This is a genomic window from Botrimarina colliarenosi (genome assembly GCF_007859955.1).
GTDB classification, from domain to species: Bacteria; Planctomycetota; Planctomycetia; order Pirellulales; family Lacipirellulaceae; genus Botrimarina; species Botrimarina colliarenosi.
In genome coordinates, this window is the sequence record NZ_SJPR01000002.1 from 513,563 (window position 1) to 533,994 (window position 20,432).

Consider the following 20,432-nt stretch of genomic DNA (forward strand, 5'->3'; position numbering starts at 1 on the left):
TTCGCTCCGTTGCGCGCGCTATGAAAGGGTTAGCCGAGGGCTATGTCCGGAACGGCAGATTATCCTGTTCATCCCGACGATCCTGTCAAAATTCCATTGCCTCTCACCTCGTGCCAGCATTTGGCGAAGAGGTTCTCGACCAGCTGTAATCGGTAGTCGGCGCCGCCACGGACGTCGGAGATTGGCGTGATCTCTTCGCGCGCGATCCGCCCAGCGACGCGCATCGCTTCGAGCGTCAACGGCCGGCCGATGAGCGCCTCCTCGGCGCGCGGCAGGCGGACCACCGTCGGACCGACACCGCCCGCGGCGAGGCGGGCGCCGGCGCAGAGGTCGCCTTCGAGCTCAAGCCAGAAGGCGGTTGTCACGGTGCTGATGTCCATGTCGCGGCGCTTCGAGACTTTGTAGAGCCGTAGCTGGACGTTCTCTGCCGGCAGCGGCGTCCGCACGGCAATAATCACTTCGTCGGGCCTGAGGTCAAGCTGTTTGTAGCCCAGATAAAAATCCTCGATCGGCACGTCGCGACGACCGCCGACGCTGGCCAATTCGAGCGTCGAGCCGGCGACGTAATGGAACGGGATCGAGTCGGCGATCGGCGAGGCGTTCGCCAAGTTACCGACTAGCGTGCCGGCGTGCCGCACCTGGGGGCTGCCGAAGCGGGTGAGGATGGCGTGGTACGCGGGGAGTTCGTGCTTGGCGAACGCCTCGACGCGTGACCAAGGGACAGCGGCGCCAATGACGAGCTCTTCATCGACAACCTCAAGGTGCTGTAACTCGGCGACGCCCGTCGTGCTGATCACGGCCACCGGGGCGAGCTTGCCATGATTGAACTGCACGCCGACGTCGGTCGCGCCGCTGACGAGCTTGGCGTCCGGGTTGTCGGCTCGGAATTCGACCAGCTCTGGCAACGTCGAGGGAAGGAAGACCTCGACCGGCGGCGCCGCCGTGGCGTGGCCGTTCAGCTGGTGCGTGTCGCGCGGATTGACGCGGACCGGACCGTCGCCGAGCGCCGCAAAGTCGGCCAGCATCGGGGCGGGGTCGTACTGCTTCGCCACCGAATCGACCCGCGCCGGGTCGAGCCGCTTACCGGCGTCGAGGATCTGCGAGTAGCCCGTGCAGCGGCACAGGTTGCCCGAGAGGCCGAGCCGCAGCGTTTCGTCGGCGAGAGGGCCCCTGTCGTCGGACTCCTCAACGAGCCCCTGCAGCGCCATGACGAAGCCGGGCGTGCAAAAACCGCATTGGCTGCCGTGGCAGTCGACCATCGCCTGCTGAGCGGGGGCTAGCCGAGAGTCCTCCTGGAGCCCTTCAACCGTCACGACGTGGCGGCGATCGAGCTGATAAATGAACGCGATACAGGCGTCGATCGTCTGGTAGTCGAGCCGATCGCCCGACGGGGCGGTCTTGCCTACCAGGACCGTACAGGCCCCGCAGTCCCCCTCGGCGCAGGCAATCTTCGTGCCGACGAGCCGCTCGGCCGTTGGCGAGCCGCAGCCGCCGCGGAGATAATCGCTGAGGGTCCGCCCCGCCGCCTCGCCCCGCACTTCGTGCCGGTCGCCGTTGACGTAGAAAACGAGGCTATTACGCATGGCGGTTGCACTCTGCAATCAGAGCGCCGCTGTGTAGAGTAAGGAATCCACCGCCTTGCCGCACGATAGGCCCCACCCCGGCAAGGGTCAATTCCTTCCTCCCGTCCCCCAGCTACGCCGTGCCCGTCACCGCAACCAATTCGCCGCCCCGGCTCGCCGACTTGGTGATGACGCGGTGCGATGAACTGGCGGCCTGTTCCGAAACGCCCGACTGCCTGACCCGGCGGTTCTTGACCACCCCGATGTGCGACGTGCACGCCCACCTACGGGGGTGGATGGAAGCCGCGGGCCTCGCGACGCGCGTCGATGACGCCGGCAACCTCGTTGGCCGCCGCGAGTCGCCCGGCGCCAGCCAAACCTTGCTGATCGGCTCGCATCTCGACACCGTCCCCGGCGGCGGACGCTACGACGGCGTGCTCGGCGTCTTGATTGGGCTCGCCGTCGCCGAGTCGCTCGGAGACGGCGAACTTCCGTTCCACCTCGACGTGGTCGGATTCAGCGAGGAAGAAGGGGTGCGCTACAGCAAGCCGTACCTCGGCAGCGCCGCGGTCGCCGGGGTGTTCCAACCCGAGTGGCTCGATCGCTGCGACGAGACGGGCGTCCCGCTCCGCGAGGCGATCAGTGTCTTTGGTCTCGACCCCGCCAAGATCGCCGCGGCCGCGTACGCTAGCGACGAGGTGATCGGCTACGTCGAACCGCACCTCGAGCAAGGGCCGGTCCTCGAACGGGCCGATGTGCCGGTCGGGATTGTCTCGGGCATCGTGGGGCAGAGCCGCTTACGGCTGCGGTTTGTCGGCGAGGCGGGCCACGCCGGCACGACGCCGATGGCCGGCCGACGCGATGCGTTGGTCGCCGCGGCCGCCTTCGTTACCGGAGTGCGGAATGCCACCGTCTCGACCGAAGGCCTGCGCGCCACGGTGGGACAACTCGCCGTCACGCCGGGGGCTCCGAACGTCATCGCCGAACGCGTCGATCTATCGCTCGACGTGCGTCACGCCAACGACGCGGTGCGCGAGCGCGCCGTCGACCAAATCATCACCTCCGGCCGGCGGATCGCCGAGGCGGAGCGGTGCCGCTTTGAAATCGTTGAAAAGACCGCTCAAGGCGCGGTGGTCGTCGACGAGTCGTTGACGCGGAGCCTGACCGAGGCCGTTGCCGACGCCGGTCACGAGCCGATCCGCCTCCCCAGCGGCGCCGGGCACGACGCCGTGATCATGGCGCAGCGGTTCCCGGTGGCGATGCTCTTTGTCCGGCATCCCGGGGGCGTCAGCCACCACCCCGACGAGCGCGTCGATCGCGACGACGTCGGCGTCGCCATTGAAGTGCTCACCCAATTCGTCCGCCGCGTGGCGGGACGGGTTGCGAGCGACTCCGCCCCTGTGAGCAGCGCCCGATGAGCGGCCCCTTCGGAGAGACCCGCACGCGGGTCGAATGGAACCACGCCCTGATCGCCGCCGACGGCCATGTGCCGGGGCTGCCGCCCGGCTGGGGGACGGCGCGCGGCGTCGTGCTGATCAGCCCCGCGATGCGCGGCGGCGCCGGCGGGCCCCGCTTCTGCCAGTACCTGGTCGAAGGGGGCGACGGCTGCGTCTGCCACGGGCCGGCCGAAGATGTCCAGCGGCTGGTTTACGTGCTCGCCGGGACCGCCGAGCTGGAGGGCGACACGCTCGCTGCCGACGACTTCGTCTACTTCCCGCCGGGGGACGAGCACACGCTCTCGGCGCCCGACGGCGCGCGCCTGCTGGTGTTCGATAAACCCTACGAGCCCGTCGAAGGACTCGATCCCCCCGCCCGGCGGACCGGCTCCCTGGCCGACGCCCCGACGGAACCCTTCCTCGGCGACTCTGACGCGATGCTCGCGACGCTGCTGCCGATCGAGCCCGCCTTCGACATGGCGGTGAACGTCTTCACCTACCAATCCGGCGCGGCGTTGCCGTTCGTCGAGACGCACGTCATGGAGCACGGGCTCTACATGCGGTCGGGGCAGGGGGTCTATCGGCTCGGCGAAAAGTGGTACCCGGTCCAAGAAGGGGACACGATCTGGATGGCGTCGTACTGCCCGCAGTGGTTCGTGGCGATGGGCAAGTCGCCCGCCTCCTACATCTACTACAAAGACATCCACCGCGATCCGCTCGATCTTTCCGTTTAGAAAAAGATTCTCAACCACGAAGGCACGAAGGACACAAAGAACGAGAAGCTAGAAACGTGCTGTTCTGATCGTTGTACGCAACCGTTACGCACGCTAGACCGTGAAGAACTTTCCCTTTGTGTCCTTCGTTCCTTCGTGGTTCTCACTCCAAATTGAAAGTTAGTTGATAAACGACGCGCCGCAAGTTGACGTCGAACGCCTCGTCGGTGAGCTGCAAGCGCTCGCGGCGATCAGCGACTGCCCCGAGCCGCCGCCGGCGGTGACCCGGGTCGTCTTTACCGAGACCGACCTGCGGGCGCGGGACTACCTCCGTTCCCTCTACGAAGCGGCGGGGCTGACGGTCCGCGTCGATCCGATCGGCAACACCTTTGCTCGCTGGCACGGGAGCGACCCCAAGGCTTCGGCGGTCGGGACCGGCTCGCACTGCGACGCCATCCCGCACGCCGGCATGTACGACGGCACGGTCGGCGTCCTCAGCGGGCTCGAGGCGATTCGTGCTTTGCAAGCCTCCGGTTACCAGCCCCGGCGGTCGATCGAGGTGGTGATGTTCACCAGCGAAGAGCCGACCCGCTTCGGCGTCGGCTGCACCGGCAGTCGCCTGATGAGTGGCGCCATGTCGCCCGCCGACCTCGCCAAACTCACCGACGAGGCGGACGACGACTACGACACGGTGCGCCGGCGCGCCGGATTCACGGGAGAGTTGTCGGAGGTCCGCTTACCGGGCGACTACTACGACGCCTTCGTTGAGCTCCACATCGAGCAAGGCCCCGAGCTCGAAGCGGGCGACTTGGCGATCGGCGCCGTCACGGCGATCGCGGCCCCGGCTCAAGCCAATTTCACCGTCACAGGCGAAGGGGGGCACGCCGGCGCCGTGTTGATGCCGCGACGCCGCGACGCCTTGGTCGCCGCCGCGGAGATGATCGCTGCGATCGACTCCATCGCCCGCGCCAGCCGCAGCCCCGACCTCGTCGCGACCGTCGGCAAGCTGGAGGTCCACCCTGGTGCGGTGAACTCGATCCCGAGCAAGGTAACGTTCTCCCTCGACCTCCGCGACATTGACGGCGCCAACCGCGACGCCGTTCTGAAGCAGATTGAGGTGGAGACGGAGCAGATCGCGACGCGACGCGAAGTCCAACTCGAGCACCGCACGCTGAACGCCGACCCGCCGGCGACGTCCGACCCGCGGATTGTCGACGCGGTGGTCCAGTCGGCCACGTCCCTGGGGCAGGCGCATCAGAAGATGATCAGCCGCGCCTACCACGACTCGCTCTTCATGGCCCGCGTGGCGCCGATGGGGATGATTTTTATCCCGTGCCGCGGCGGCGTCTCGCACCGCCCCGACGAGTACTCATCACCCGAGGCCCTCGCGGCCGGCGTGCAAACGCTGGCGCTCACCCTGGCGGAGCTGGCTCGCTAACCCATCCCAATCCTCACGGGGCGGGCGAGCACGGCGGCTTACGCCAACGGTTTCCTTCCGCAGGCGTGCACTTTAGCGCGTCAACGCTGGTTCCCGAATCGGACTTGTCTGCTGAGTGTTCAGCCGGCGCGTCTTTAGATTTCCGGGATCGGATATTGGCGCATGTCTCGAGCCGTCAATCACTTGGCAAACAGCTGGCTCTAGATAGTCCTGAATGAGGCGTTTCAGGGACTCTCAAACTAGCGTAGAACGATGAAGCGGACGCACTTTCTGGACTTCCGGTTCTGTCCCACGAGTGTCACTCCCTTGCACCTATGGTAAGATGGCAGAATGCTTCCGGCGGTCCGTCACTGGTCGACGGTTCGAGGTTTCACAAACTTGACGTGAGGGGCTAAAATTCCGATCTGTAGTTATTGTGTACTCAAGTGGCAACACTTCTGACGAATCCTACGAATGCCCATTTCACATCGCATCGCCTCGGTAATCGTTGCCGCACTTGGTGGGGCTGCATACGTCTGGGCCGAGCCAGTGGCGGACTACAGTACATCGATCCCAAAAGGAGTGCCGGCGGGGGCGGAGATTCACCTCGCGGCCGACCAGCCGACTTTCTATCTCGGAGAAAACATATTACTGCACTACGAGGTGAAGAATTCAGGCAATGAGCCGATCGTGGTGGACTGGGGAGGTGACTATCGGGGCTCACCTCGGCTAACGCGCGTTCGTGTGATCGCCACCGACGAGGCGGGTCAGATGGTGAAGGATCCGACACCCGATCCACGGAATCTCGGTGGCTTTTGCGGCAGGGAATCGATCAAGCCGGGCGGAATCTTCTATTCATCAGTGCCAGTGATGCGGTATTGCCTGTTCGACAAGCCGGGCAAGTACACAATCCGAGTGGCCCACGATCTGGGCTGGGGCGGAGGTGACCGCGGATACGGCAAGATCCCTAACGATGATACCCGATGGGCGAGCGCGGAAATCGAGCTGGTGATGCCCGGCCCGGACGAAGCTGAGCAGATTGTCGAAACCATGTTGCGGTTGCCAGACCAGGCTGGCTCAATGGGGGAAAAACAAACACCCTATGTCGATTTCACCTGCCTGCGATATCCCGTATTTTTGCCCCTCCTGCAGCGGCTGATTGACAAGGGTGACATGCGCGCCTTCGGAGGCGTGGCGTTGATCCCCACGGTCGAAGCGACGCGCGCGATTGTGGCCTGCCTCGCCGATAACGATGAGAAAGTCGTTGATGCAGCCGTCTCCGCACTGGGTCGACGACTACCGCATCCGTCGCTGACTGATCCGCCGGCGAGGCAACAGGGGTGGAGTGAAGGCCAGCGCCAACGCCAACTCGAAATGGCCAATCAAACCTGGCGAGACGAATTTGCCGAGCCGATTATGGTTTATGCGCGCAAGGCCTTGGATGCAACGCCCCGCAACGGAATGCGCGACAACCGAATGGAGGCAGCGGCAGATCTGGCTGAATCGGTGGCCCAGCCGGAGGATATGCCAACGGTAGTCAAGGCCCTTGATCGCATGCTACGGCGTTCACAGGAAGTGACGGTGGAAACGCCGCTGATTCACGGGATCATTCCAAATCTGCAATGGGCCGCCGCGGGGATTCTCTCACGTGGCGGGAAAGCGCCGCAGAAGCCTCTATCGCCGGGTGAGATTGCGGTCTATCTGGAAGCCCTAAGAAACAGCGTGCACATCAAGGGACAAAGCGATAAGGAAGACAAGGAGCACGGTCCTGCCCTGTCGCCGGAGTTTGACGCCTATGCGCGGCGATGGATGGAGCACCCAATCGCCTACGTACAACGTTTAGCGATCGAAAACCTGTCGACACCCTGTCCCGAGTGGGCGATCGAGCCCCTGCGCCACCGGCTCTTTGCTCGCGACGTCGGTGTGCAATACGCCGCCGTAAACACCGTGGGCAAAACTGGGGACGCGTCGTTCGGCCCGACACTTCTAGAACTGGTGCGTAAGTCGGATGACCAATGGGTTGTCCCTAGCGCTAGCGATGCCGCGACCGACGTGGGCGTAACGCGCGATCAAGTGCTGCTCGCCTGGGCTGAACGGCTCGACCGTCCGGATTTTGAGAATAACTTCCGTACGATGAATCAACTTGTCTCGTTAATCGAACATCAGGGGAGTGGGGGCAATGGCAATGGACCACAGCCGACCAGTGACGAACGGGCCGGGTTGAAGGCCCGTTGGATCGCTTTCATCGGACGACATAGCGAGGCGATCCGCGCCGGGAGAGTATTCAAGGTGGACGATCCGGAAATCGCCTGCGATCTTATCCCGTCCTATTTCGACATCGGCGTTGGAGGCAAGCGGTGGCCGCCACCATAAGACGAAGGAAACGCATCCGGCGGAAAAAACACTCCATCGACGGCAGTATAACGCGAAAAGCGTTCACTAATCAAAAACGTCTGGGCGGTTAACATCTCCACCCTCCCCAAACCTCTCCCTCTGAGAGGGAGGGGGATTACGGCTTATCGTTTCACCGTGGCCGTGATGTAACCGAACGGTTCGTCGGTGACGACGAAGACCTCGTTGTCGTTTGGCGTCCCCTCCGGCACGACCTTCGCCAACAGGTGGTGCTTGTTCGGCATCGCCAGCGTGATCTCGTCGGCCTCGGGGCAGGCGTCGAGCGCCGCTTCCGCCATGCGGTAGAGCGTCTCTTGCACACTACGGCTGTAGTGATCGACGAAGGTTGTGAGCAGGGCGCTGGTCACGGCCCGGCGGTTGCCGATAAAGTCGCCCCCTGAGCCGGCCCCGGCGCCGCGGTAGACCCATGTCGCTGTCAGCTCGGTGGCGAGGATCCGGTCGTCGGTGTCGGCGAGCGTGCGGAACTCGTCGCGGTGGAAGTCGGTGAAGCCGCTCTCGGTCGTCTTGGCGATCAACAACTTGGCGACGCCGGCGATCACCTCGGGCTCGGCGTCGCGCTCGAGCGTCACCACGGCGGTCGGGGTCGCCCGGTCGCGGGCGACGAAGCCGTGCGGCGAATCGCCCAGCCGGTCCCAGACGGTCTGCGTCAGCGAGACGCGGCAGAGCGTGACGTGCGTGTAACGCTCGAGAAAATGCTCCGCCACCGCGAGGCCAAACGACTCGATCGTTTCGAGGTCGTGGTCCTTGGCCAACGCGTAGACGGTGTTCTTGCAGGTGTCGGTGGCGACCACGAGGCGGTTGTCCCCCTCGGTGAACGCGGCGTCGAAATCGCCCTCGAGCTCGACATCGACCGCTGCCTCGACAAACTCGTGCCGCTCCTGGTTCGAAGGCGCCTGGCGGGGCCGCCGCACCTTGCTGACGCGGACGCGGTGCTTGCCGTAGCAGTTGTGGGCGAGGCGGACGGACATGGCGGCGGTCTCCGGTCGTGATACGCTAGTCTGCCGTCAAGATACCCCAGCCCGTCGCCGACGCCATCCGCCGTGAGTCAATTGGACGCCCGATCGTTTACGCTCCGCAGCCGACGCGTCGTCACGCCCACGGGCGTCGTTGCGGCGTCGGTGCGGGTCTCGGAGGGGGTGATTGTCGAGATCGGCCCGTACGACAGTGAGCAGGGGGACGACCTTGGCGATTGGGCCCTGGCGCCCGGGCTGGTTGACCCGCACGTCCATCTGAACGAGCCAGGCCGCACCGACTGGGAAGGGTTCGCGACCGGCACGGCGGCGGCTGCGGCGGGGGGCGTCACGACGCTGGTCGATATGCCGCTCAACAGCTCACCGGTAACCACGTCGGTCGCGGCGTTAGCGGCCAAACGACATGCGGCGAAGAGCAATCTCTCGGTGGACGTGGCGTTCCATGCGGGGCTCGTCCCCGGCGCCGAGGCCGAGATCGCCGGCCTGCTCGACGCCGGCGTCCGCGGCGTGAAGGCGTTCCTCTGCCACAGCGGCATCGACGACTTCCCGGCGGCTACCGAGCGCGAACTGCGGGCCGTCATGCCCCTGCTGGCCGAGCGCGGCGTGCCGTTGCTCGCCCACGCCGAGATCGCCCACGATACGCCGCCGATGCCGGACCCGCGTTGCTACGCCGACTATGTCGCGACACGGCCAGCCAGCTTTGAGCGCGACGCGATCGCCCTGCTGCTCGACCTCTGTCGCGAAACCGGCTGCCCGACGCACATCGTCCACCTCGCCGACGCCGGGAGCCTGCCGACGCTACGCGACGCCAAAGCCGAAGGGCTGCCGTTGACGGTCGAAACCTGCCCGCACTACCTCACCTTCGCCGCCGAGGAAATCGCCGACGGCGCGACCGAGTTCAAGTGCGCGCCGCCGATCCGCGACCGCGCCAACCGCGAAGGTCTGTGGGAAGGGCTCGCCGACGGAACGATCGACTTCATCGCGACCGACCACTCGCCCTGTCCGCCGGAGATGAAGCAGCTCCACGAAGGGCGATTCGACTTGGCTTGGGGGGGCGTCAGTTCCCTGCAGCTGGCGTTGCCGGCGGTCTGGACCGAGGCGTCGCGGCGTAGGCACTCGCTACTGGACGTCGCCAACTGGCTGAGCCATCGCCCCGCCCAGCTCGTCGGCTTCGACGCCGGCGTCGTTGTCGGGGCGGCGGCGAACCTGGTGGTCTTCGATCCCGAAGCGGGGTTCACGGTCGTCGGCGCCGACTTGCTTCACCGGCACAAGCTGACGCCCTACGAGGGGCGGACGCTGCGTGGCGTCATCAAAAAAGTCTTCCTGCATGGCGAAACCCCGGCCCCCGGCATAGGACGCCTCCGATGACGGACCGAACCCGTTGGCTAAACGGCCTAACACCAGACGCAGCGCGCGAGCAGTTCTGCCGCTGCTGCGGCGCCACGTGGTGGTGCGACCAGATGGCGGCGTCGCGTCCGTTCGCCGATGAGCGAGCCCTCGCCACCGCCGCCGACGCCGCCTTCGACGCGATGCCGCGTGACGCCTGGCTGGAGGCGTTCACCAGCCACCCCAAGATCGGCGATGTCGATTCGCTGCGGATGAAGTTCGCCGGCAACAAGGAATGGTCCGGCGGCGAGCAAGCGGGCGTCAGCACGGCCGACGAGGCGACTATCCAACGGCTCGCCGATGGCAACGACGCGTACGCGGCGCGTTTCGGCTACCTGTTCATCGTCTGCGCGACGGGCAAGTCGGCCACCGAGATGCTGGCGATCCTCGAAGGCCGCCTCGGCAATGATGACGCGACCGAGTTTTCCATCGCGGCGGGAGAGCAACGCAAGATCACGCACCTGCGGCTTGCTAAACTAGAGCCCCAGTAGGTCTTGAACCACCAAGGAACGAAAGAACCAAGATCGAGTTGGGGGACACTCTACATTGGTTCCTTCGTTCCTTGGTGGTTAATCATAAGAAGCGAGGAGGAAAGCTTGAGCCCCATCACAACGCATGTTCTCGATACGAGCCTCGGCGAGCCCGCCGATGGGGTCGTCGTCACGCTCGCGCTGCTTGACGAGCACGACGCGCCGACGGCCGTCGGCCACGGCGTCACCAACGAAGATGGCCGAGTGACGACGCTGCTGCCCCCGGGCGAAGCGACGCCGGGCGTCTACCGGCTCACCTTCGAGACGACCGCCTATTTCGCCCGGACGCACCGCGAGTCGTTCTATCCGAGGATTGAGATCACGTTCCACCTCACCGATGGCGGCTCGCATTACCATGTGCCGGTGCTGCTCTCCCCGTATGGTTACACCACCTATCGCGGCAGCTAAGTCGCGCGGCGGCGTACAAAAAGTCCCCTAGCGACCGGCGCCGTAACCGACACACTAGAACCTCACCGGGGCGGGCCTCGGCGTTGTTGGCGGCGTCCCACCTATCGAACCGAGAGATCAACCGATGCTTACCGTTCCGCACCGCCTGCTCCACGGCCCCGGCCCGTCGCCCGTCGCCCCCTCGGTCCTCGAGGCGCTGGCGCTGCCCTGCATCGGGCACATGGACCCCGCTTTCATGGGGATCATGAACGAGGTCCGCGCCATGATGCAGCAGGTCTTTAAGACCGAGAACGAGATGACGCTCGCCTGCAGCGGCACCGGCTCGGCGGGCGCTGAGATGTTGATGGACAACCTCGTCGAGCCGGGCGACACGTGCCTGATCGGCATCAACGGCGTCTTCGGCGGTCGTCTGACCGACAAGGCGAAGCGCGCCGGCGGCGTCGTCCACAACATGAACGCCGAGTGGGGCCAGGTCTTCGACACCGACGAGATCCTCGCCAAGATCGAAGAACTCAAGCCGAAGCTCGTCTGCTTCGTCCACGCCGAGACCTCGACCGGCGCCTGTCAGCCGTTCGACAAGCTGGCCGAGGCGACACACAAGCATGGCGGTCTGTTGGTGATGGACTGCGTAACGTCGTTCAGCGGCATGCCGCTGGAGATCGACGGCTGGGGTGTCGACGCCGCCTATAGCGGCACCCAAAAGTGCCTGTCGTGCCCTCCCGGCCTGTCGCCCGTGACGCTCTCCGAGCGGGCCATGCACAAGGCAAACAACCGCAAAACACCGTGCAACTCGTGGTACCTCGACCTCGCGCTGGTGGGCAACTACTGGAGCGGCAGCCGCGCGTACCACCACACCGCGCCGGTCAATATGAACTACGCCCTGCACGAGGCGCTGAGTCTGGCGCTAGAAGAGGGACTCGAGAACCGCTTCGCCCGCCACCAGGCGGTCCACGAGAAGCTCAAGGCGGGTCTCATCGAGCGCGGCTTCGAGTACGCGTCCGACCCCGACCACTCGCTGCCGATGCTCAACCTCGTGAAGATCCCCGCCGGGGTCGACGACGAGGCGGCCGTTCGCAAGCAGTTGCTCAACGAGCACCACCTAGAGATCGGCGGCGGACTCGGCAAGCTGGCCGGCGTCTGCTGGCGGATCGGCATCATGGGCCACGGCGCCCGCGATGAGAACGTCGACGCCATCCTCACCGCCCTCGACGCCGTGATGTAACAATGAGAATCCCCCTCCTCCACAGGGGGAGGGGGAATCCAATCATCGATCGCCTCCCCAACTTGAGCGCCCCATGTCCCTGCTCATCAAGAACGGCCGCGTCGTCACCGCCACCGAGGACTTTGTCGGCGACGTGCTCTGCGAGGGCGAGACAATCACGGCGGTAGGGCAGGGGCTCACCGCGCCGGATGGCGCCGAGGTGATTGACGCCACGGGCAAGTTCGTCTTCCCGGGGTTCATCGACCCGCACGTTCACATCTATCTCCCCTTCATGGGGACCTATGCGAAAGACACCTACGACTCGGCCAGCCGGGCGGCGCTCGTGGGCGGGACCACATCGCTGATCGAGATGGTCTGCCCGGGGCGTGACGAGGACCCCGTTGAGGCATATCGGTTCTGGAAGTCGAAGGCGGAGGGGCTCTCGGCGTGCGACTTTGCCTTCCACATGGGCGTCACTCGTTTCGACGAGACCACGCCCGCCGCCCTCAAGCAGATCGCCGAAGACGGCACGGCCAGCTTTAAGGTTTTTCTTGCCTACAAGGGCGCCCTGGGGGTCGATGACGACGAGCTCTTCCAGACGCTCAAACTGGCGAAGGAGCTCGGCGTCATCGTCACGGCGCACTGCGAGAACGAGTCGCTCGTCGCCCAGCTGCAGGCGCAGTTCCTCGCCGAAGGCAAAACGGGCCCCGAGTGGCACGAGCCCTCACGCCCGGTCCAGGTCGAGACCGAAGGGGTCCGCCACCTGATGACCTTTGCCGAGCTGACCGGCGCGCATGTCTACTGCGTCCATACCAGCTGCAAGGGCGCCGTCCATGCGGCGACCGAGGCGCGGCTGCGTGGCGTGAATGTTTGGGTCGAGACGGTGATCCCTTACTTGGTGCTCGACGACACGGCCGCCCAACGATCATCTGAAAATGGGTGGCCGGACTTCGAAGGCGCGAAGTATGTCATGTCGCCGCCGATCCGCGCCGTGCGGCACCAGCCCTTCCTGTGGGACGCGCTCCGCAGCCGGACGATCAGCACCGTGGCGACTGACCACGCTCCGTTCGACTTCGTTGGCCAAAAGGAGATGGGCCGCGGCGACTTCACAAAGATTCCCAACGGCATCCCCAGCGTCGAGCACCGCATTCGGCTGCTCTACACGCACGGCGTCGCAGCAGGCCGGATCGACCTGAACACGTTCGTCGACGCCGCCAGCACCCAGGCCGCCAAGCTATTCGGGCTCTACCCACGCAAGGGGACGATCGCCCCCGGCGCGGACGCCGACCTTGTCATCTACGACCCGGCCATCAAGGAAGCGCTCTCCGTGGAGACGCACCTGATGGACACCGACTACGACGGCTTCGAGGGCTGGCAGGTCGACGGACGCTGCGACCTCGTCACGGTCCGCGGCGCCAAGATGGTCGAAGCCGGTAAGTTTGTCGGCCAGCTCGGCCACGGCAAGTTCCTCAAACGGCAGCCGACCCATTTCTAACTGCTAGCTGCCCGCGAATGACGCGAATCCGCGCGAATCGATAATCCGCAGCCAATTCGCGGCTATTCGCGTCATTCGCGGGCCTTTCTCGGCTCAATCGCAGACCCTCGGCGCCGCTGAATCACCTCGTTTCTCTGCGTCTCCGCGACTCTGCGCGAGACTTTCCCGGGCCCACGGAAAGAAATCCGTAACACCCCCCACCAGCCGCCGCTTGGCCTTGCAGAGACGAGACCAACCGGCTGCGGCGAGACACGGCAGACTCGACCCCGGCCTTCCCCAACCACCTGCCGCTGGAGACTTTCCGATGTCGCTCAAGACCCTCACGCTCGCTTTCGCTTCGGTCCTCGTGCTGTCCGGTTCGGCCTTCGCCGGCGACCTGATGGACGACCTCTCGGCCGGGATGGACGTCGCTTCGATCAGCGACGCCGGCGCCGAGCTCGAAGAACTCGATCTGGGTGGCCTCGACGTCGACCAGATGGCCCAAGAGGCCGGCGAAGAGACCGACGCCATCGAGACCTGCTTCCGCCGCTTCGGCGGGCACCACAGCCGCGGCTGGAACCACTGGGGCGGCTACCGCTCTTACAACTACGGCCACTGCTACAACAACTACAGCTACAACAACTACAGCTACGCCTGCTACCGCCCGCTGTACTGCTACCGCCCCGTGGTGAGCTGCTACACCCACTGCCTGCCGGTCGTCACCAGCTACTGGGGCTGCTACTGAGGGGGTTGCTACTGAGCCGCAGCGGCTTAGATGACGCGGATTGATCTTCCCTTGCGAGGCCCGGCGACTCACGACGACGTGATCGCCGGGCCTTCTTCGTAAATCCAATCACCAACCTTTCCGATAGGAACCTTCCCATGAACACTCTGCTCTCACTCCGTCTGGCGACCATCGCGACACTCGCCGCAGCGGCGCCAACCCTGGCTGGAGTCCCTACGTTCCAACCGCTCGAAACCGCATTCGCCGGCGCCCCTGGCTGTCACCACGTGCTCGACCTGCTGATGCGGTACAGCCCGCTCGAGGGGCTGCCGACGCTTCAGGGCGGCGCGGTGGTTCCTTCGCCCGACGGGTCGTTTATTCTTCCGGCCAATGAGATGGGCGACCTCTCGATCGCCAGTCTCACCGAGTCGGCAGCGAGCGACCCGGCGTGCGCCCCCACGTTCCTTGTCGCCGTGACGAACAGCAGCTGCCGTTCGGTTTGCGACGTGCAGATCTCGCTGGTGGCGTTGCTCGGCCCGATCCATTCGTGTGACCCGACCGCCAATGCGTGTATCCAGGAGATCCCGGCCGGCGCGACGGTCGAGATTGCGATCACCCTCCCGATTGAATCGCTGGCGATGGGCTCCAACGGCGGCGCGCCGGTCGGCTTCCAAAAGCTGCTCGTCGCGATCGATGCTGACGACCGCTTCGCCGAGGTCGATGAGGTGAACAACTTGCGGTTGGTCTGCCGTACCGATATACCGCGGCAGGTGATCGAGGTCGCCCCCGCGGTGATCGAGTCTCTGCCCGAAGCCGCGGTCCCCGAAACCCAAGCGGGGACGCCCCCGTCGTCACTCGACTCGGCGCTGGAGGAGTTCGGCCTCGACGTGCAGGGCGAAGCCGCCGCCGAGCGGCTGTAGCGGGCGGCAGGATTCAAGTGAAAACGACGACGGGCCGCCAACGAGGTGGCCCGTCGTTTTTTTCGTTCATCCCCCTCCCCTTTCAGGGGAGGGGCTAGGGGAGGGGTAAAACGCCTCCAGCGCCCTCAGGTCCCCGTCCCTACCAAACCAACGCCGAACGCTCCGTTGCTGAATAGCAAAGCAATACGGTCTCCGCTCCACACGGCTTACCCTCCCCTAACCCCTCCCTAAAAGGGAGGGGGACTTCTGATTACGAATCGAGGCCCGGCGCCGCGCTCGACCTCTGCTGCGAAAGCACCGGCGCCATCGTTCCCCACACCTGCAGCACGTAACGGTACGCCGAGAACGCCGCGTAAAGTCCGACGAAGGTCGCCATCACGCCGTAAACGACCATGTCCTTCTGTCTCTGCACGTCGTCGCGCGACACCAGAAGCACGATCGCCAGCAGGGGAATGATGGCGGCCGCAAACAGATAGAGCTCGCCGTGACGGCGGAGGTACTCGCCTCGTTTGTCGAACTTCGCGTCGGTCATCGACCGCCGCACCAGCCTTGGGTAGTAAACCGCCGAAGCGAGCGTCACCAACAGGAAGTAGGGATAGACCGACGCGACGCCGCCACAAATCAGCAGCGAGAGACAGAAGTGCGCCGCCTCTTCGAGCGGGAAGTCCGTCGGAAAACGGAGCGACAGCGCGATCGGGAAGACCAGGCTCGCGATCCCCCACAGGACGCCTCCCAGCAGCGCGCCGCGATGGCAGAGCCGAAAGAGATTGTCGATCTCGGCGGGCGTCGCTTCGCCCCCTTGTTTGGCTCGCCCGATCGACCGCGCCACCGGCAAGCCGTAATAGGCCGCCAACACGCCGCCAACCGGGAAGGCAATGCAGTTCACCGTCGTTGAGAGCGCGACAAAGAACCCCTTCATCGCTGAGAAGTTCTCGACGATGTTGCGGTCGTTGTAGAAGTAATTGAAGAGACCCGCCGCGATGTTGGGGAGCAGGACCGCCGAGGCGATCACCAAGACAGACGGCGCGGCGAGCGCTTTGCGGCGCCAACTGCACGGCGGCGGATCGAACAGCGCGGCCGCCTCCGGATGGAGCGCCAGCTGCAACCGGCCCGCCAACTCGGCGCCCGACTCGGGCCGCTCATTCGGCGAATTGTTGAGCGTTTCGCGAAGCGTCTGCTCAAGCACCCCTTCGCTGCTGTGGCCAACACACGTTGGCTCGACTAAGTCGGACTCGCGCGACACGATCTGCAGCGCGAGCGCGTCGGTCCACGAGTCGGCCGTCCCTGTCACGTCGAACGGCCGGCGACCTTGCCACAGCTCCCAGAGGAGGACCGCCAGCGAGTAGAGGTCGGCCCGCTCGGCGACGTCCGACGGGTCGGTCCCCGGCAAGCCCCCGATCGCGGCGAGGTGCTCGGGCGCCATGTAGCCGATCGAGCCGCCGAGCGTCGCCGCCGCGCCGGCCCGGCCCGCCGCGCCCGCGAAGCTGACGTTAAAATCGGCCAGTTTGGGGATCCCCTCGGCCGAAATCAGCACATTGGCCGGCTTCACGTCGCGGTGAAAAACGCCGCGGCGGTGGGAGTCATCCAGCGCCCGAGCGAGTTGCACGCCGATCCAAGCGACCGTCACCGGCCACGACGCCTCGGCGAGCCACGTCCGCAGGGTGGATGATTCGGGCGGCTGCTGGGCCGCGTCGAGCAGGTTGTCATCGACCGCGTCGAGCAACACGCCGCCGTTGCATGCCGCGGCGCCCGCCCATTGCACGCGTTTGACGACATCGGCCAGCGTGCCGCCCGGCAGGTACTGCATGTAGAGCAGGTGCGTCGTTCCGTCGTTGAGCGCCCGTTGGTCGTAGACTCGCACGATGTTCGGGTGGTCGAACTGGGCCAGCGCCCGCGGCTCGTCCCCCTTGCCGGCCGACACCTTGAGGGCCACCAGCCGCTGCATCGAGACCTGCCTCGCCAGGTAGACCCGGGCAAAGGCGCCGCTGCCCAACTCCTGAACAATGACGAAGTCGTCGATCTCGTCGCCGGCAACCAACTCGTCGGGCGCCGCCGGCTTTTTGGCGGTGGGAGCCACGGTCTCGGCATTGCATGAGAAGCGGCCGAGCAAGCCGGCGTGCTGAGGGAATCGCTCGGCGTACTCCGACTGTTTCGGGTCGTGTCCATTCTCGCGACGGAGTTGGTACTCCTCGATGACGAGGTCGAACGGCAGCCGGTCGGCCGACAGCAGGTCGGGCAGCGCCCCGAGGTACCAGTCGAGGCACGGGTCGCGTCCCATCTCGGCCGCGGCGGCCATATCGAGCTTCACCAGCTCGGCGAGCAAGAACGGCGTGTGCTGGGGCTGCGACGGCGGCAAGAACTCCCGCAACCGCCGGGCGTCATCGAGCGGCGCCACTTCGGCGAGCCGTTCGAGGCACGCCTCGAGCAGGTCATCGAGCCGCAACGTCGGCTCGACTTGGCAAAATGGCGAATCGGCAGACGGCGCTTCGTGCGACGGGGCGGGGTCCATAGCGGTCCGTCGGGGCAGGGCAGGGCGGTCCTCCAACGGGGTGCATGGTAATCCGTCCTCCCCTTCGAAGGCACCCGTGGCCTGCCGGCATCGCGCGTTATACTTGGGGCGAGTCGACCGCCGATCCCACGATCCGTACACCAACAATGACCGCCGCCGAACGCCTGCCCCTGGTCTCCGTCGAGGATTACCTCGCCGCGGAACTCGCGTCCGAGGTTCGCCACGAGTATGTCGGCGGTTACGTCCACGCCATGGCGGGGGGCAAGACCGCTCATAATCGCGTCAAGGGAAACGTCTTCGCCTCCCTCCACAAGCGGCTCCAAGGCAAACCTTGTGAACCGTTTGATTCGGATATGAAGGTGCGGTTCTATTCCGCCGGTCTGCCGCGTTTCTATTATCCCGATGCGATGGTGGTCTGCGAGCCCAACGACCCCGACTCGGTATACCAAGACCGTCCTGCCGTCGCCGTCGAGGTTCTCTCGGAGAGCACGCGCCGTTTAGACGAGCTCGAGAAGCGGGACGGCTACCTAACCATTCCCTCGCTGCAAGCCTACCTGCTCGTGGAGCCCGACGCGGCGAAGATCACCGTCTATCGCCGCCGAACGGAGGGGTTGGGTGTCGAGGCGTTCGACGCCGAGCTCTATACCGGCCTGGACGCGGTCGTGCCGCTATCGGAGATCGAGGTCGAGCTACCGCTGGCGGAGGTTTACGAACGGGTCGAACTGCCGGCGTAGCCGACCATCTCATCGGCGCCGGGCCCATCGGCGCCTGGCCCATCGGCGCAGGGCAAGGCCTGACTTGGCCACCGAAATGTTGGAACGACCTCGCTGACCGTACGGGGCTACGTTCCAAAAATACAAGGCGAAGGCGCCGTCGTCCGGCGGACGTGCTTCCCAAATCACTCGGCCAACCGCGCACGCAGCTCGGGGATGATCTCGCGCGGGACGAACTTGGCGACCTCGTCGTCGCTCGCCAGCGGCGTGATCTGCTTGATGAGCGTGCTGCTGACGTGGCTGAACTCGTCGCCCGCCATGAAGAAGACGGTCTCGATCTCGGGGTCGAGCTTGCGGTTGGCGAGGATCATCGTGAACTCGGCCTCCATGTCGGTCACCGAGCGGACGCCGCGGACGATTAGCCGGGCGTCCATCCGGCGGACGAACCGCACGGCGAGGCCTTCGAACGTCTCGATCCGCACGTGGTCGAGTCCCGCCGCCTTGACCGCTCGCTCTAGCAGCGTGGCCCGCTCTGCTACGCCGAAGAGGGCTGTCTTGTGGGCGTTCTCACCCACGCCGACGATCAACTCGTCCGCCACCAGCCGGGCGCGCTGCATCACGTTGAGGTGCCCCAAGGTGACGGGGTCGAACGAACCGGTGTAGACGGCGCGGCGAGACATGAAGGATTGCGGAATTCGGATTGCTGATTGCGGAATAAGAAGCGAAGCCAACCGAGACAACCTGAGCCGGGCGCGCAAGCCCCCGGAGCGGCGCCCCGGTTCAACTCCTCCCAAGCACGTCGATCAGGCGATCGACGTCCTCATAGCTAGTGTAACCATGGGGACTCATCCGCAGGCGACCCCCGCGGACACTCGTGACGCACCCCGCCTCCAAAAGCCGGCTGCGGGCCGTGTCGGGGTTGGACACGTCCGCCACGACGATGCCCGACCGGGGGTCATGCCCCGTCGGCTCGGCCGCTCGGTGCGACCCTACGGCGACGCCGATCGACGCGAGACGTTCGCACAGATAGTCGGTGATGTCGAGCACCGCGGCGCTCACGTCGGCCGTCGGCTGGGCGGTCAAGAGTTCGAGGCTCGCGCCGAAGGCGATCATGCCGGGCATGTTCGACGATCCCCCTTCATAACGGGCGGCCGTCGGGCGAAGATTCAGCTCGACGTGCCCAAAGTTGCCCGACGCCACCACGCTGTGCCAGCCGACGCCAAACGGACGCAGCTTCTCGAGGTGCTCCTGGCGGATGTAGGCGACCCCGGCGCCCTCGGGGCCGAGCATCCACTTGTGGCCGTCGGCAGCGATGAAGTCGACGGGCGTCTGCCGGACATCGAGCGGATAGACGCCCAGCCCCTGGATCGCGTCGAGAAAGAAGAGGGCGCCGGCGCTGTGGGCGATGTCGGCAATGGTGTCCAACGGCTGGCGGTAGCCACTGGCGTATCCGACCCAGCTCACCGAAACCACCCGGGTGCGGGAGTCGCACGCGGCGCGGAGCTCGTCGAGGTCGATGCGGCCGCGGTCGGCTGGGACGGTGCGGGTCTCGACGCCCCGCGACGCCTGCTGCATCCAGGGGTAGAGGTTCGAGGGGAACTCGTCGGCGAGGACGACCACGTTGTCCCCCTCACGCCAATCGAGCCCCTCGGCAACGAGGTTGATGCCCGCCGTGGTGCTCGGCATGAGGGCGATCTCGTCCGGCGAGGCGTTGATGAGCGTGGCCGCGCGGCGGCGGGTCGCCTCGACGCAGCGGTCCCATTCGGGCCACTTGGTATCGCCCTCGGCGGCCGCTTCGGCGGCCCAATCGGTGAGGGCTTGTTGGGCCGGTCCGCTGAGGGGGGCGACCGCGGCATGGTCGAAATAGGCCCATTTGGCGGTCACCGGCATCGCGGCCCGCAGTCGCTGGCGGGTGGCGGCGGGGTCGGTTGTTGAGGATGGCATCGGTCGCACGGGGGCCAAAGCGGGGCAGGGCAGGGGGGCGCCAGCCGGCGCGGGCGGCGGGGCCAACGCGGGGCGTATAGTGGAACATGCCCGCTCACCCCGCCGGAACGCA

The 20,432-nt window shown here is 65.8% G+C and carries 17 protein-coding genes; 12 read left to right on the forward strand and 5 right to left on the reverse strand.

The window, feature by feature from the left end; translation table 11 throughout:
• Nucleotides 1-68: 68 nt before the first annotated feature.
• Nucleotides 69-1,583, reverse strand: a complete 1,515-nt coding sequence (locus tag Pla108_RS10005) for a xanthine dehydrogenase small subunit (protein ID WP_146444788.1) — start codon at nt 1,581-1,583, stop codon at nt 69-71.
• 119 nt (nt 1,584-1,702) lie between these two features.
• Between Pla108_RS10005 and Pla108_RS10010 the strand changes: the two genes are divergently transcribed.
• The 4 genes from Pla108_RS10010 (at nt 1,703) to Pla108_RS10025 (ending at nt 7,501) form a co-directional block, all read left to right on the forward strand.
• The gene (locus tag Pla108_RS10010; RefSeq protein WP_197526450.1) at nt 1,703-2,980 is read left to right on the forward strand and encodes an allantoate amidohydrolase; all 1,278 of its coding nucleotides are present in this window, start codon (nt 1,703-1,705) and stop codon (nt 2,978-2,980) included.
• Nucleotides 2,977-3,732, forward strand: a complete 756-nt coding sequence (allE, locus tag Pla108_RS10015; RefSeq protein ID WP_146444789.1) for a (S)-ureidoglycine aminohydrolase — start codon at nt 2,977-2,979, stop codon at nt 3,730-3,732. The genes Pla108_RS10010 and allE overlap by 4 nt, the downstream gene beginning before the upstream one ends.
• A 163-nt stretch (nt 3,733-3,895) precedes the next feature.
• The gene (locus Pla108_RS10020) at nt 3,896-5,149 is read left to right on the forward strand and encodes a M20 family metallo-hydrolase (RefSeq protein WP_197526451.1); all 1,254 of its coding nucleotides are present in this window, start codon (nt 3,896-3,898) and stop codon (nt 5,147-5,149) included.
• A gap of 453 nt (nt 5,150-5,602) precedes the next feature.
• The gene (locus Pla108_RS10025; protein WP_146444790.1) at nt 5,603-7,501 is read left to right on the forward strand and encodes a HEAT repeat domain-containing protein; all 1,899 of its coding nucleotides are present in this window, start codon (nt 5,603-5,605) and stop codon (nt 7,499-7,501) included.
• Nucleotides 7,502-7,644: 143 nt separating this feature from the next.
• On the opposite strand, the gene pucL is transcribed toward Pla108_RS10025, so the two are convergent.
• A complete protein-coding gene (gene pucL / locus Pla108_RS10030) occupies nt 7,645-8,508 on the reverse strand; it encodes a factor-independent urate hydroxylase (protein ID WP_146444791.1) in 864 nt (287 codons plus the stop codon).
• A gap of 81 nt (nt 8,509-8,589) precedes the next feature.
• On the opposite strand from pucL, the gene allB reads away from it, so the two are divergent.
• The 7 genes from allB (at nt 8,590) to Pla108_RS10065 (ending at nt 15,154) form a co-directional block, all read left to right on the forward strand.
• Nucleotides 8,590-9,879, forward strand: a complete 1,290-nt coding sequence (gene allB, locus Pla108_RS10035) for an allantoinase AllB (protein WP_146444792.1) — start codon at nt 8,590-8,592, stop codon at nt 9,877-9,879.
• On the forward strand, nt 9,876-10,388 hold the full coding sequence (uraD, locus tag Pla108_RS10040) for a 2-oxo-4-hydroxy-4-carboxy-5-ureidoimidazoline decarboxylase (RefSeq protein ID WP_146444793.1): 513 nt from the start codon (nt 9,876-9,878) through the stop codon (nt 10,386-10,388). The genes allB and uraD overlap by 4 nt, the downstream gene beginning before the upstream one ends.
• A 105-nt stretch (nt 10,389-10,493) precedes the next feature.
• Nucleotides 10,494-10,835: a hydroxyisourate hydrolase gene (uraH, locus tag Pla108_RS10045; protein ID WP_146444794.1), complete on the forward strand. Its 342-nt coding sequence runs from the start codon at nt 10,494-10,496 to the stop codon at nt 10,833-10,835.
• A gap of 124 nt (nt 10,836-10,959) precedes the next feature.
• Entirely contained in the window at nt 10,960-12,057 is a 1,098-nt protein-coding gene (locus Pla108_RS10050; RefSeq protein ID WP_146444795.1) for a pyridoxal-phosphate-dependent aminotransferase family protein, read from the forward strand.
• A 73-nt stretch (nt 12,058-12,130) separates the two neighbouring features.
• Nucleotides 12,131-13,531, forward strand: a complete 1,401-nt coding sequence (hydA, locus tag Pla108_RS10055) for a dihydropyrimidinase (RefSeq protein ID WP_146444796.1) — start codon at nt 12,131-12,133, stop codon at nt 13,529-13,531.
• A 304-nt stretch (nt 13,532-13,835) separates the two neighbouring features.
• Nucleotides 13,836-14,255 (forward strand): hypothetical protein, encoded by a 420-nt coding sequence (locus Pla108_RS10060; RefSeq protein ID WP_146444797.1) that lies wholly within the window; start codon nt 13,836-13,838, stop codon nt 14,253-14,255.
• A 137-nt stretch (nt 14,256-14,392) separates the two neighbouring features.
• Entirely contained in the window at nt 14,393-15,154 is a 762-nt protein-coding gene (locus tag Pla108_RS10065; RefSeq protein WP_146444798.1) for a hypothetical protein, read from the forward strand.
• Nucleotides 15,155-15,404: 250 nt separating this feature from the next.
• Here Pla108_RS10065 and Pla108_RS10070 read toward each other — a convergent pair whose 3' ends face one another.
• Complete coding sequence (locus Pla108_RS10070; protein WP_146444799.1) at nt 15,405-17,663, reverse strand: serine/threonine-protein kinase; 2,259 nt, start codon at nt 17,661-17,663, stop codon at nt 15,405-15,407.
• A 146-nt stretch (nt 17,664-17,809) separates the two neighbouring features.
• Between Pla108_RS10070 and Pla108_RS10075 the strand changes: the two genes are divergently transcribed.
• Entirely contained in the window at nt 17,810-18,397 is a 588-nt protein-coding gene (locus Pla108_RS10075; protein ID WP_146444800.1) for a Uma2 family endonuclease, read from the forward strand.
• 164 nt (nt 18,398-18,561) lie between these two features.
• Here Pla108_RS10075 and coaD read toward each other — a convergent pair whose 3' ends face one another.
• Together coaD and Pla108_RS10085 are read right to left on the reverse strand one after the other, a co-directional pair.
• On the reverse strand, nt 18,562-19,056 hold the full coding sequence (gene coaD / locus Pla108_RS10080) for a pantetheine-phosphate adenylyltransferase (RefSeq protein ID WP_146444801.1): 495 nt from the start codon (nt 19,054-19,056) through the stop codon (nt 18,562-18,564).
• Nucleotides 19,057-19,156: 100 nt separating this feature from the next.
• The gene (locus Pla108_RS10085; RefSeq protein WP_231934411.1) at nt 19,157-20,320 is read right to left on the reverse strand and encodes an aminotransferase class V-fold PLP-dependent enzyme; all 1,164 of its coding nucleotides are present in this window, start codon (nt 20,318-20,320) and stop codon (nt 19,157-19,159) included.
• Between the last annotated feature and the right edge of the window lie 112 nt (nt 20,321-20,432).